We start from the raw sequence: 12,669 nt of genomic DNA on the forward strand, positions 1-12,669 counted from the left end.
CGGGCTTTGATGACCTATGAAAATCACTCTGATTGGCGCCGGTTATGTCGGCCTCGTCACCGGAACCTGTCTCGCCGAAGTCGGCAACAACGTACTGTGCCTCGACGTTGACCCGCACAAGATCGCCACGCTCAAATCCGGCGGCATCCCCATCTACGAACCGGGGCTGGAAGATATGGTGCGCCGCAACGTCGCCGCCGGACGGTTGGATTTCACTACGGATATCGCCGCCGCCGTGCAGTTTGGCGACATCCAGTTCATCGCCGTCGGAACGCCGCCGGATGAGGACGGCTCGGCCGATTTGCAATACGTCCTCGACGCCGCGCGCAACATCGGGCGGCATATGAACGGCTTCAAGCTGGTCGTCGACAAATCCACGGTGCCCGTCGGCACCGCCGACCGCGTGCGCGCCACCATCGCAGAAACACTGGCTTCTCGCGGGCTGGAGGTCGATTTCTGCGTCGCTTCCAATCCGGAATTTCTCAAGGAAGGCGCAGCCATCAACGATTTCATGAGTCCCGACCGCATCGTCATCGGCACGGACAGCGAGCGCGCCACGCAATTGCTGCGCCGCCTCTATGCGCCGTTCCAGCGCAACCACGAGCGGCTGGTCGTGATGGATGTGCGTTCGGCCGAGTTGACCAAATATGCGGCCAACGCCATGCTGGCAACGCGTATTTCGTTCATGAACGAACTGGCCTTGCTCGCCGAAAAACTGGGTGCCGACATCGAACGGGTCCGCCAGGGAATCGGCTCCGACCCGCGCATCGGCTACCACTTTCTCTACGCCGGCTGCGGCTACGGCGGCTCCTGCTTTCCCAAGGACGTACAGGCGCTGCGCCGCACGGCGCGGGAGTACGGCGCGCCACTGCGCATCCTCGACGCCGTCGAGACCGCCAACGAAGCGCAAAAGCGGATACTGGTCGAAAAGCTCAAATCCCGCTTCGGCGCGCAGCTCGACGGCCGCCGCTTCGCGCTCTGGGGGCTGGCCTTCAAACCCAATACCGACGATATGCGCGAAGCGCCAAGCCGCGTGATCATGGAAGCGCTCTGGGCGATGGGCGCCACTGTCGCCGCCTACGACCCGGTAGCCATGCCTGAAACACGACGTCTCTACGGCGAGCATCCCAGCCTGATGCTGGCACCGCACCCGATGGACGCGCTACGGGACGCCGATGCGCTGCTTATCGTCACCGAATGGAAAGCCTTCCGCAGCGCGGATTTCGCGGCGATGAAAGCCTTGCTCAGACAACCGGTGATTTTTGACGGCCGCAACCTCTACGACCCGGCGACGATGCGCCGCGAAGGTTTTGAATACTTCCCGATCGGGCGACAGGCATGAAAGTCCTCGTCACCGGCGTCGCCGGCTTCATCGGCATGCACGTTGCACAGCGCCTGCTCGCCCGCGGCGATGAAGTGGTCGGTCTCGATAACCTCAACGACTATTACGACCCGCAACTCAAACAGGCGCGGCTTGATGCGCTGACGCAAAACACGGCGTGCGCCGCCTTTCGTTTTGAAAAACTCGATCTGGGCGACACCGCCGGCATTATGGCGCTGTTCGCCGCCCAGCGCTCCCGGCGCTTCGAGCGCGTCATTCACCTCGCGGCGCAAGCCGGCGTGCGCTATTCACTGGTCAATCCGCATGCCTACGCGCACAGCAATCTGGCCGGTTTCCTCAACATCCTCGAAGCCTGCCGGCAATACGGCATCGAACACCTCGTTTATGCCAGCAGTTCCAGCGTGTACGGCGCCAATGCCAAAACTCCCTTTTCGGTCCATGATGCCGTCGATCACCCGGTCAGTCTTTATGCCGCCACCAAAAAAGCCAACGAACTGATGGCGCACAGCTACAGCCACCTCTACGGCTTGCCCACCACCGGTTTGCGCTACTTTACTGTCTATGGTCCGTGGGGACGCCCGGACATGTCGCCCTGGCTGTTTTCCGACGCCATCCTTGCCGGTAGGCCCATCCAGATTTTCAACCACGGCAAAATGCGCCGCGATTTCACCTACATCGACGATATCGCCGAAGGCACCATCCGCGTCATGGACGTCATCGCCCAGCCCGACCCCGGTTTCGATGCGGAACACCCCGACCCGAGCCGCAGCCGTGCGCCCTACCGGATTTACAACATCGGCAACCACCAGCCGGTCGAGCTGATGACCTTCATCGAAACCCTCGAAAACGCGCTGGGCAAAACCGCGCGCAAAGAATTCCTGCCCATGCAGGCCGGCGACGTGCTGGAGACCTATGCGGACACCGACGACCTGTGCCGCGACTTCGACTTCGCACCGCGCACCCCGCTGGCCGAGGGTCTCGCCCGCTGGGCGGATTGGTTCCGCGCCTACCGCGGGCGCTAGGGCAAGCAGGATAGCGTCGGCACGCCAGCAATCGTAAGGCTGTAAAAATACGGTCAGGTATTGCCCGCCCGGCAGCGGCACATCTCGCGGCGCAGCCGCGAGTTTAAGCTTACTGTTTTGTTCACTTTCGATTCTGCCAATCAACGCTGCCGCTGCACGCCGCTTTGAATTTCGGCCTGCCGCATCCGCTGCCAGCGCTGGCTGACCCAAACGCTTGTCGTCCGGTAACAGTACTTGCCGCCGGCAATGGGGCTTTCCGGCCTTGACTGGCGCGTAGCGGACTTAAGAAGCGACGCTCTCCGGCGGTGGTTCGGCGCCGGCGGGGTGTTTATAGCGGTTGTAGCCCCACAGGTATTGCTGCGGGCATTGGCGAATCAGCGCTTCGATTTCGTGGTTGATCTGCTGGGCGCGTTCCACGATATCACCGCTGATCGGCTGCGTCGGCGCTTGCAGATGGAAATGGTAGCCCGCCCCACCCGGCAGGCGTTCCGCCCAGACCATGATCACTGCCGCGCCGCTCTCCGTCAGCCGTGCCGCCAGCGTCATCGTGTAAGCCGGCTTACCGAAATAGTCGAGCCAGCGCCCCTCGCCCTTCTTGGGCGCCTGGTCGGGCAGCAGCCCCACTGCCTCGCCCTTTTTCAACGCCTTGAGCAGCGTACGCACACCCGCCAGGTCGGCGGCGGCAATATGCAGCTGCGCGCGCTGGCGCCCGGTTTCGATCAATGTCTGCATCCAGGCGCGCTTGGGCGGACGATAGAGAACGGTGATCGGCGCTTGCGTCGACAGATATTGCGCTGTGATTTCAAAGCAGCCCAAATGCGGCGTCAGATAGACAATGCCCTTGCCAGCGCGCACGGCCGCTTCGATATGCGCCCAGCCGGAAATGCGGACAACGCGGGCAGCCACTTCCTCTAAGGGACGCAGCCAGATTTTAGGCAGTTCAATGAACTGCCGCCCGGCGTGGGCAATGGCGGCGTTGCGGATACGCCGCGCGCCCGCCTCGCCCAGCGCCAAAACCATGTTCTCGCGCATATGCCGCCGGTAGGTCGGCGAACCCATCCAGACCAGCCAGCCCAGCGCCGCACCAAGGATGTGCAGCCAGGCCAGCGACAGGCGGCTAAGAAAGCGGAAAAATGTAATCATGCGATGATTTATGGGTTGTCGATTCAGGGAAATTTGACGAAGGGAGCTTTCTTTCTATAATTATCGCATCCGCCGAGTTAATGAGGACAACTTGCAGGGCGGACACAAGAAAAGTGCAACGAGTCGTCACAAAGCATGTTTCGCGCTCGCCGGCCGCTTGTGAAAATACTGCTAAAGCGTCGTCTGCTCAAACCCCGGAGCCGGCCACGCAGCCTGACCGGGGTTTTTATTTGGAGCAGAAACAAGATGTCACGCGAATTCCTTTTCACTTCGGAATCAGTATCCGAAGGCCATCCTGATAAAGTTGCCGACCAGATTTCGGATACCGTGCTCGACGCGGTGCTGGCCGAAGACCCCCACGGCCGCGTCGCCTGCGAAACGCTGGTATCCACCGGCCTTGTCGTCATCTCCGGCGAAATCACCACCAAGGCGCACATCAACTACCGGGAAATCGCGCAAAACACCATACGCCGCATCGGCTACAACGATTCGGACATCGGCTTTGATTACAAGAGCTGCGCCATCCTGACGGCGATCAACCGCCAGTCGCCGGATATCGCACAGGGCGTCAACGAGGGCGAAGGCATCGACCTCGACCAGGGCGCGGGCGACCAGGGGCTGATGTTCGGCTATGCCTGCAACGAAACGCCGGCGCTGATGCCGCTGCCGATCTACTATGCGCACCGTATCATGCAGCGGCAGGCCGAAGTCCGGCGCGACGGGCGCCTGCCCTGGCTGCGCCCCGATGCCAAGAGCCAGCTCACCGTCCGCTACGTGGACGGCAAGCCGGTCGAGATCGACGCCATCGTCGTCTCCACCCAGCACAACCCGGACGTCTCGCATGCACAACTATCCGAAGCGGTCATTGAGGAAATTATCAAGCCGGTGCTGCCCAAGGAACTGCTCGGCGGCAATATCCGCTACCTGATCAACCCAACCGGGCGCTTCGTCGTTGGCGGCCCGCACGGCGACTGCGGCCTGACCGGGCGCAAAATCATCGTCGACACCTATGGCGGCACCGCACGGCACGGCGGCGGCGCCTTCTCCGGCAAAGACCCGTCCAAGGTCGACCGGTCGGCCGCCTACGCCGCCCGGCACGTGGCCAAGAACATCGTCGCCGCCGGCCTGGCTGATCGCTGCGAGGTTCAGATTGCCTACGCTATCGGCGTCGCCAAGCCGGTATCGTTGATGGTCGACACCTTCGGCACGGGCAAGATTCCCGAGGAGAAAATTGTCAAGCTGATCGAAAAGCATTTCGACCTGCGTCCGAAAGGCATCATCCAGACGCTCAACCTGCTGCGCCCGATCTACACAAAGACCGCGGCCTACGGCCATTTTGGCCGCGACGAACCGGAATTCACCTGGGAAGCGCTCGACAAGGTTCAGGCACTGAAGGCAGACGCCGGGCGATAAGCCCCCTCCCAAGGCTCGCAACAGCCCAGCAAAGCGCCGGCTCCCCGCCGGCGTTTTTATTGCCCGGCGTTTTTTATTGCCCGACGCTTTGACCGCCGCCACTGCCTGATGCCGCTGCACCGGCGCATCACGGATGCGCTCCCCATCGGCCATCCCACCCAGAATGCCACAATTCACCACGGCGCAGGCCAGGTAAATCAAGGGCTGCCGCGGCCCTGTAGCCCGCGTGGATTGGGCATTTGCGGGCAGGCATCGCTGAATCCCGCGTGGACACTGGGCTGGCTGGCAGGTCTATCGAGAGATTTTCCTTATGGGGTGGACGGCCGTGCGTAGCACGGAAAATCCGTGGCGAACACGGCAAGGCCGGACAATTTCACGTTATGGGGCAAGCGCGGTTATCGACTATAATCCGCCCTATCCGAGGAGCGCTGCAAAACTGCCGGTAGACCTTGCAAATCCTGCAAAGCCCACAGTTTCAGGCTCGGAATCACCAACGGCGCTCACCTGACCAACCCGCGCCGGCGCGGGTACCGTGGAACGGGTGGCGGGTGACAAGGCAGCAGCCGCCAAACGATGGCGCCGACCCGCAACAGCCATTCTCCGCCGTTTTCCTCATTCTGCGCTCCGCGCCGGCCACTGTTCCAAGGAGAACTGCTGTGGCACGCTTTACCGACTACACCATCGCCGACCTGTCGCTGGCCGACTGGGGGCGCAAGGAAATCCGCATCGCCGAAACCGAAATGCCGGGGCTGATGGCCATCCGCGAAGAATACGCAGCCAGCCAGCCGCTGCGCGGCGCGCGCATCGCTGGCTCGCTGCACATGACGATCCAGACCGCCGTGCTGATCGAGACGCTGACTGCGCTGGGCGCGCAAGTCCGCTGGGCCTCGTGCAATATTTTCTCGACGCAGGATCACGCTGCCGCCGCCATTGCTGCGAGCGGCGTGCCCGTTTTCGCCGTCAAGGGCGAAACGCTCGCCGATTATTGGGAATACACGCACCGCATTTTTGAATGGCCGGACGGCACGCCCGCCAACATGATCCTGGATGATGGCGGCGACGCAACGCTGCTGCTGCATCTGGGCGCACGCGCGGAACAGGATATTTCCGTGCTCGCCCATCCCGAATCGGAAGAAGAAACCGTCCTCTTTGCCGCGATCAAGGCGCATCTGGCGACCGACCCGGCCTGGTATTCGAGCCGCCTGGCGCACATCCGCGGCGTGACCGAGGAAACGACGACCGGCGTACACCGCCTCTACCAGATGCACGCGCGCGGCGAACTGAAGATTCCGGCCATCAACGTCAATGACTCGGTGACCAAATCGAAGTTCGACAACCTTTACGGCTGCCGCGAATCGCTGGTTGACGGCATCAAGCGCGCAACCGATGTGATGGTCGCCGGCAAGATCGCCGTCGTCTGCGGTTATGGCGATGTCGGCAAAGGCTGCTCGCAGGCGCTGCGCGCGCTTTCGGCGCAGGTCTGGATCACGGAAATCGACCCGATCTGCGCGCTGCAGGCGGCGATGGAAGGCTACCGCGTCGTGACCATGGAACAGGCCGCGCCGCTCGCCGACATCTTCGTCACCACCACCGGCAACTATCACGTCATCACCCACGACCACATGGCGGCGATGAAGGATCAGGCCATCGTCTGCAATATCGGCCACTTCGACAACGAGATCGACGTTGCTTCGCTGGCCAACTATCAGTGGGAAGAAATCAAGCCGCAGGTCGACCACGTCATCTTTCCGCCGATGAACGGCAAGCCTGAGAAGCGCATCATCCTGCTGGCCAAGGGGCGGCTGGTCAATCTGGGCTGCGCCACCGGCCATCCCAGCTACGTCATGTCCTCGTCCTTCGCCAATCAGACGATCGCGCAGATCGAACTGTTTACGCGCACGCAGGATTATCCGGTCGGCGTCTATACGCTGCCCAAGCAGCTCGACGAAAAGGTTGCCCGCCTGCAACTGAAAAAATTCGACGCGCCGCTCACCGTCCTGACCGCACAACAGGCCGCCTACATCGGCGTACCGGTCGAAGGCCCGTACAAGGCGGAACATTACCGCTACTAGGCAATCTCAGCGAAAGCAAGCCGATCAACCTAAACCATGGCGGTTTAACTTTGCCAAACGACAAGGCAAACCAACGCCGTATTTTGGCAAAGGAAGCCGCCATAACCGAAAGGAGTGTGTGCCATGCGTCTTATTCTGCTCTGGATACTCAACGCCGTTGCCCTGCTCGCCGTCGCCTACCTGATGCCATCGATCAGGATCGGATCGTTCAGCGCAGCCATGCTGGCCGCACTCCTTCTCGGCCTGGTCAATGCCGTCATCCGCCCGCTACTGGTCGTTCTCACCCTGCCCGTCACGCTGCTGACGCTCGGCCTGTTCATCTTCGTCATCAACGGGCTGATGTTCTGGCTGGCCGGCTCCATTTTCCAGGGCTTCACGGTCAACGGCTTCTGGCCGGCGGTTTTCGGCTCCATCATCTACAGCATCGTCTCCTGGGTGCTGACCGGCGCCCTGCTCGGCAGCCGCTGATTTTTCCCCGACTCCTCTGATTTCCGATCCATATCACGCCCATGCAACTTTCCATCGAATTTTTCCCTCCGCAAACCGGCGAGGGACTTGAAAAACTGCGCGCCGTGCGGAGCCAACTGGCGGCGCTCCAGCCCGATTTCTTCTCCGTCACCTTCGGCGCCGGCGGCTCGACGCGCGAACGTACCTTCGCCGTCTGCCGGGACATTGCCGAAGCCGGCCAGCCCGTTGCCCCGCATCTTTCCTGCATCGGCTCGACGCGCGAAAACATCCGCGAAATCCTCGCCGATTACCAGGCGCGCGGCATCCGCCGCCTCGTCGCACTGCGCGGCGACCTGCCCTCCGGCATGGCCGAAGCCGGGGAATTCCGCTACGCCAGCGAACTCGTCGAATTCATCCGCGCCGAAACCGGCGACACCTTCCGCCTCGCCGTCGCCGCCTACCCAGAATGGCACCCGCAGGCGCGCTCCCCGCGCGAGGACCTTGACGCCTTTGCCCGCAAAGCCAAGGCCGGCGCCAATCTGGCGATCACCCAATACTTCTATAACGCCGACGCCTATTTCCACTTCGTCGACGAAATCCGCGCGCGCGGCGTCGACATCCCCGTCATTCCCGGCATCATGCCGATCGTCAGCTTCTTCAAGCTGGCGCGCTTTTCCGACGCCTGCGGCGCCGAACTGCCGCGCTGGATGCGGCGGACTTTCGAAAGCCTCGGCGACGACACGGCGTCCATCCGCGCTTTCGGCCTCGACCTCGTCACCCGCCTGTGCGAACGCCTGCTCGCCGGCGGCGCACCCGGCCTGCACTTCTACTCGATGAACCAGGCCGAACTCACCCTGGAAATCTGCCGGCGGCTCGGGCGGTGTTGACCGAATATCGATTTATTCAGCAAATAAAAGATATTAATTAATTGGCGTAAAGAATTAATTGATATAACTTCAGGGTAAGGATTTTTTTATTGTTAAATTAGAATACTTAAGAATCTCAGACAATATATTTATATAGTAATTAGAACATGGACACATCACTTAATCTAATAATTTCATTAATATCTGGAGTAATAGGTGGCGCAATAACTGCTTACATTGGCAACCGCAAAATCCAGATTAAAAATATTACACAGGAAAGAGCAAAATGGAGGGATAAAATTAGGGAATTATCCATTGAAGTTTATAAAGCTGCTATAGAAGGAAAATATCAAGAAATCGATAAATTACAAATAGAATTTGCGGTTAGGTTAAACCCATATGACGATGAAGATATTGGCATTCTTGAAACCATTTATAAACTAAAAGATAAACAAAATCAGGAAGAAAGCCTATCTAAAAAACTAGAGGAATTTTCCGATCGCGTTGCGTTATTGCTTAAACATGACTGGGAGCGGGCAAAATATGAAGCAGAGCCTTGGTACTCCCATTTATCCTTATTAAAAAATAAAATATTTGAGCATCCACCAGGGCGTACGTTTTACTCTTACGAGAAACTAAAAAAACACCTAACAAAGGAAGAATGTAAAAAAGAAGAATATAAAAAATATACTCATATAATCCCTTATGAAAAAAATCCATCAAGTAGCCAGCCATCCCCAGATTAAAGGGATTTGACTTTACTTTATTACCATTCAAATTCATTTAGCGCCGCTTCGAGCCGCCGAGGATCGAGCCGAGGACGCCGCGGATGATTTCGCGGCCAACCTGCGGGCCGTTTGCCCTGAAAGGCGCAGGCTGCTGCTAAGTCTGCAAGACAGAGAGCGGCGTGCATCAATCCGCCCATCGTTGATCGGAATCCGAAAATAGCCTGCCCGGAAGCCCGCGTATTTAGGGCGTTTGCGGGCAGGTGCCGCTGCAGCCCGCGTAAACACTGGGCTGGCGGGTAGGCATCGCTGCGTCGCCTTATTCATGCGGGTTTCAGGTCACCTACCCGGAGATCCTTTATCCACGCGGGTTCCAGAGGCGTGCCCCGAAAGCTTAATAGCAGCTGGACTTTGCATGTAAAAAACGGTTACCCCTCAGCCCTTCAGGCAGCGCCTCTTTAAAAAGGGGCGAGGCGGGCAGACAAACATTTTGGCAGATGGAACCGCCATGTTCAGAGCGGGCACTGGATTAGGCAGATAGATTCCCGGCATAATCGCCCCATGCTCATTCTTCCTGTTAGCCGTGGCCTGGACTGGCGCATTCCGCCGCTGGTCACGCTGCTTCTGATTCTAGTCAACACACTGATTTATTTCGGCGTGCAGCACGATGAGAATGTGCGCGCGATACGCGCTTACTACTATTACGCAGAGTCAACGTTGCCGCAGATCGAATTGCCGCGCTACGTCAAACATCTCGAAGCGCGCGGGCATGTGCGCGAGGCCATAGACGCCGAACAGGCGCTTGCCCAAATGGACCAAAACGACAAATGGTTTCCTGTGCTTCAGAAAATGGAAACGGACGAGGTCTTCATGCAGCAGTTGCGCGCAGACAAAATCATCGCCCCCAGCGACGTCAAATACGCCGAATGGCGGGAAGCGCGCAACGAATATGAGCGGCGGCAAAACAAGCGTCCCCCACTGACCGACCGCTTCGGCTTTAAAACCGCCGCGCCCACGTTGGCGTCGCTGTTCGGGCACATGTTCCTGCACGGCGATTTTTCCCACCTGCTCGGCAACATGGCGATTCTGTTCATCATCGGCTGCCTGGTCGAGAAGACGCTGGGCTGGCGACGTTATCTCTGTTTCTACCTGTTGTCTGGCCTGGGTGCAGTGGCTTTTTTCTGGCTATTCAGCAGTGCGAATATGAATACGGTCATCGGCGCATCGGGGGCGATTTCGGGCGTGATGGCGATGTTCGTGGCGCTGTACGGCTTTCAGAAAATCCGCTTTTTCTACTGGGCGCTTGTCTATTTTGGTTTCTTTACCGCGCCGGCAATCATCATGCTGCCGTGCTGGCTGATTGGGGAGCTGTATCAGCATTTTTTCGCCCGCGGCAGCGGGGTCGCCTACATGGCGCACTTTGGCGGCCTGGTGACGGGCGCAGCGCTGATTGCCGCGCTGCGTGTGTACGAAAAAATCCTTGGCCGGCCGCGCGCCGCCGCGCCGACAAACGAAGCGCCCACCGCCCCTTTGCCGCCTTTGCTGCCTGGGCAACTGGCGAAAATTGATGCGCTGCTGGGCGAGCTGCGCATCGACGAAGCGCGCCAGGCGCTCGCTCGCCTTGCCCGCAAACACCCGCGTGACATCGCGGTGCTGGAACGTTATTACCAGGTGGCGCGCTACGCGCCGGTGAGTGAGGATTATCACCGCGCGGCGGCGCTGATTTTTACGCTGCCCGAAAACGCGCCCGACAGCGAACGCCTGGTACACGAGTGCTTTGTTGATTACCTCAAGCGGGCGCAGCCGACGGTGCGTTTGAGCGCCGACCTACTGGTTTCGCTGATCCGCCATCTGGCGCGCGCGGGCTACACCGCCGACGCCGAGCGGCTGACGCAGGCGCTGGCGCGGCGCGCGCCGGAAGATGCGCGCCTGCCCGATTTGCTCCTGCGGGTGGCCGGGGCATACCAGAAAGCTGGCAATGCCGCCGGGCGCGATGCGCTGATCGCGCGCCTGCACGCGCAGCACCCGGATAGCGAAGCGGCGCGCACGGCGGCAATCATCAGAAACTAAAGCTGCGTTCTTCCCTGCCCGCCGCTATTTCGTCTGCTATTTCGTCTGCTATTGCGCCGGCGGCTTCGCCTGCATCTGCGCAATCACCGCGAGCAACTGGCGCGCCTCTATCCGCACTGGGTGATCCGGGTAGCGCGCCAGCAAGCCGTTTAATATCTGTTGCGCGAGTGCGTCCTGATGCAGGTTTTCGCTCAGAACCTGCGCGACAAAAAGGTAGACGGCGGGGATGTCGGCGTGACCCGGAAAGCGTTTGTCGAAGCCCTTGAGCAGAACCAGTGCCTCTTTAAAGCGCCGCCGTCCGCGCAGCGCCCTAGCCAGCGGCAAAAGCTGCGCCGGCTGCTCTGGCGCAAAGTCGGCGTCGCGCGCGCGCATTTCGTCAAACAGCTTCAGCGCCTCGTCGCCGCGCTTTTTGTCCAGCAGCAACGTGAGGTAGGTTCTGGCGTGTTCCCGCAGGCGATCTTCGCGCCCCGCCAGCGCCAGCAGCTTGTGGTAACGCGCATTGGCGCGCAGGTCGTCCGGTGCGCTGAGCTGCGCGTCCTCGGCCAGATCCAGCGCTTCTTCAATCTGGCCGGCGCCGATGAGCTGGCCGATGGCATCCTCCGCAGACAGGGGCGCTTCGCCCCCGTCTGTGCGCGCGTTGTTTGGCGGCGTCAGTACGTCGATGCCCAGCGCCTGATGGTTCTGATACACCACGTAGCCCATCATGTGGAACATGATCAGCGTGAAATACATGTCGACAAAATTGCGCACGGGCATAATCAGCCAGAGTGGCAGATGCGGCTTCAGCAGCGCCAGCAGCGTCGCATCACTGGCAAAAAGCAGAAAGAGAAAAGCGCACAGCGCCAGATACGGCAGGCCGATGGTCGTCATGACGCTGATGGCGGCGAGGGGGTTAACACCCGCCCAGAAGCTGCGCGTCATCGTCAGGTTGATTACGCTGGCCGGCAGCGAGAGCAGGATAAAAATCAGCACCGCGCCGTAGATCAGCCCGCCGGCGCGCGCAGCAAAGGCCAGCAAAAAGATCAGCGCCACAAAAATGGCAAACTGCTTGTACGGCAGACTGTCGCGCCCCGAAGCGCTGGACACGTGGTACTTGTCTGGGTCGAGGCGGCCGATGGCCGTTTCATCGAGCACCTCATAGGCATAGCGGATGAAAAACAGCCACGCGACCAACTGCACGAACCGCGGCGAAAACAGCGCGCCGACCAGCATCGCCAGCGACCAAAAGACCATATGCGTGAGCGGCTCGGCGTGCAGCGGATAGCGGAAAAATTCCGGCAAACGCTGCCAGAAGGGCACAATGTCCGGCGCATCGGCCTCCTGCATGGTGAATACCGTTTGCGCCTCGTCCGACCCGGCGCGCCGCCCGCTGCGGCGGTGAGTTTTGCGTTCGTCTGATTGCTGCGCCATGCTCCCTCCAGAATCTTGTCTGGCGATTATAGTCAGGCGCACCGCGCGCGATAAGCCCCTGCCCGGAGAGGCCCTATCCACGCGGGTTTCGGAGAGGGTACCGGGGAACGCCCTATCCACGCGGGTTTCATCGGAGCACTCCGAAAGCTTAAATAGCGG

General features: G+C 60.1%; 10 protein-coding genes and 1 riboswitch. Of the genes, 8 read left to right on the forward strand and 2 right to left on the reverse strand.

Translation table 11 applies throughout. The features are described 5' to 3' along the window. Window positions 1-16: 16 nt before the first annotated feature. Together ABCS64_RS09995 and ABCS64_RS10000 are read left to right on the forward strand one after the other, a co-directional pair. A complete protein-coding gene (locus tag ABCS64_RS09995; protein WP_418891690.1) occupies window positions 17-1,342 on the forward strand; it encodes a UDP-glucose dehydrogenase family protein in 1,326 nt (441 codons plus the stop codon). Then, window positions 1,339-2,364 (forward strand): NAD-dependent epimerase, encoded by a 1,026-nt coding sequence (locus ABCS64_RS10000; RefSeq protein WP_418891691.1) that lies wholly within the window; start codon window positions 1,339-1,341, stop codon window positions 2,362-2,364. The genes ABCS64_RS09995 and ABCS64_RS10000 overlap by 4 nt, the downstream gene beginning before the upstream one ends. A gap of 282 nt (window positions 2,365-2,646) precedes the next feature. On the opposite strand, the gene ABCS64_RS10005 is transcribed toward ABCS64_RS10000, so the two are convergent. Continuing rightward, window positions 2,647-3,507, reverse strand: coding sequence for a lysophospholipid acyltransferase family protein (locus tag ABCS64_RS10005; protein WP_418891692.1), 861 nt, complete (start codon window positions 3,505-3,507; stop codon window positions 2,647-2,649). Window positions 3,508-3,753: 246 nt separating this feature from the next. Here ABCS64_RS10005 and metK point away from each other — a divergent pair, with 246 nt between their 5' ends. The 6 genes from metK (at window position 3,754) to ABCS64_RS10035 (ending at window position 11,100) form a co-directional block, all read left to right on the forward strand. Beyond that, window positions 3,754-4,920, forward strand: a complete 1,167-nt coding sequence (gene metK, locus ABCS64_RS10010) for a methionine adenosyltransferase (RefSeq protein WP_418891693.1) — start codon at window positions 3,754-3,756, stop codon at window positions 4,918-4,920. Between the two features lie 414 nt (window positions 4,921-5,334). Continuing rightward, a riboswitch (S-adenosyl-L-homocysteine riboswitch) is annotated at window positions 5,335-5,429 on the forward strand. A 147-nt stretch (window positions 5,430-5,576) separates the two neighbouring features. Beyond that, the gene (gene ahcY / locus ABCS64_RS10015) at window positions 5,577-6,992 is read left to right on the forward strand and encodes an adenosylhomocysteinase (protein ID WP_418891694.1); all 1,416 of its coding nucleotides are present in this window, start codon (window positions 5,577-5,579) and stop codon (window positions 6,990-6,992) included. Window positions 6,993-7,115: 123 nt separating this feature from the next. Next, window positions 7,116-7,460 carry a phage holin family protein gene (locus tag ABCS64_RS10020; RefSeq protein ID WP_418891695.1) on the forward strand — a complete coding sequence of 115 codons (345 nt, stop codon included), beginning with the start codon at window positions 7,116-7,118 and terminating at the stop codon, window positions 7,458-7,460. A 41-nt stretch (window positions 7,461-7,501) separates the two neighbouring features. Further along, a complete protein-coding gene (gene metF, locus ABCS64_RS10025; RefSeq protein WP_418891696.1) occupies window positions 7,502-8,326 on the forward strand; it encodes a methylenetetrahydrofolate reductase [NAD(P)H] in 825 nt (274 codons plus the stop codon). 146 nt (window positions 8,327-8,472) lie between these two features. Continuing rightward, window positions 8,473-9,051: a hypothetical protein gene (locus ABCS64_RS10030; protein WP_418891697.1), complete on the forward strand. Its 579-nt coding sequence runs from the start codon at window positions 8,473-8,475 to the stop codon at window positions 9,049-9,051. 540 nt (window positions 9,052-9,591) lie between these two features. Continuing rightward, window positions 9,592-11,100 carry a rhomboid family intramembrane serine protease gene (locus ABCS64_RS10035; protein ID WP_418891698.1) on the forward strand — a complete coding sequence of 503 codons (1,509 nt, stop codon included), beginning with the start codon at window positions 9,592-9,594 and terminating at the stop codon, window positions 11,098-11,100. A 48-nt stretch (window positions 11,101-11,148) separates the two neighbouring features. Here ABCS64_RS10035 and ABCS64_RS10040 read toward each other — a convergent pair whose 3' ends face one another. Beyond that, entirely contained in the window at window positions 11,149-12,510 is a 1,362-nt protein-coding gene (locus ABCS64_RS10040; protein WP_418891699.1) for a hypothetical protein, read from the reverse strand. Between the last annotated feature and the right edge of the window lie 159 nt (window positions 12,511-12,669).

The sequence above is a fragment of the Dentiradicibacter hellwigii genome, assembly GCF_041770905.1.
GTDB classification, from domain to species: domain Bacteria; phylum Pseudomonadota; class Gammaproteobacteria; order Burkholderiales; family Rhodocyclaceae; genus Propionivibrio; species Propionivibrio hellwigii.

Bases quoted from the DNA above. Each gene is read 5' to 3' on its own strand.
- ABCS64_RS09995 (WP_418891690.1), top strand. From the start codon at position 17: ATGAAAATCACTCTGATTGGCGCCGGTTATGTCGGCCTCGTCACCGGA.
- ABCS64_RS10000 (WP_418891691.1), top strand. From the start codon at position 1,339: ATGAAAGTCCTCGTCACCGGCGTCGCCGGCTTCATCGGCATGCACGTT.
- ABCS64_RS10005 (WP_418891692.1), bottom strand. From the start codon at position 3,507: ATGATTACATTTTTCCGCTTTCTTAGCCGCCTGTCGCTGGCCTGGCTG.
- metK (WP_418891693.1), top strand. From the start codon at position 3,754: ATGTCACGCGAATTCCTTTTCACTTCGGAATCAGTATCCGAAGGCCAT.
- ABCS64_RS10020 (WP_418891695.1), top strand. From the start codon at position 7,116: ATGCGTCTTATTCTGCTCTGGATACTCAACGCCGTTGCCCTGCTCGCC.
- metF (WP_418891696.1), top strand. From the start codon at position 7,502: ATGCAACTTTCCATCGAATTTTTCCCTCCGCAAACCGGCGAGGGACTT.
- ABCS64_RS10030 (WP_418891697.1), top strand. From the start codon at position 8,473: ATGGACACATCACTTAATCTAATAATTTCATTAATATCTGGAGTAATA.
- ABCS64_RS10035 (WP_418891698.1), top strand. From the start codon at position 9,592: ATGCTCATTCTTCCTGTTAGCCGTGGCCTGGACTGGCGCATTCCGCCG.
- ABCS64_RS10040 (WP_418891699.1), bottom strand. From the start codon at position 12,510: ATGGCGCAGCAATCAGACGAACGCAAAACTCACCGCCGCAGCGGGCGG.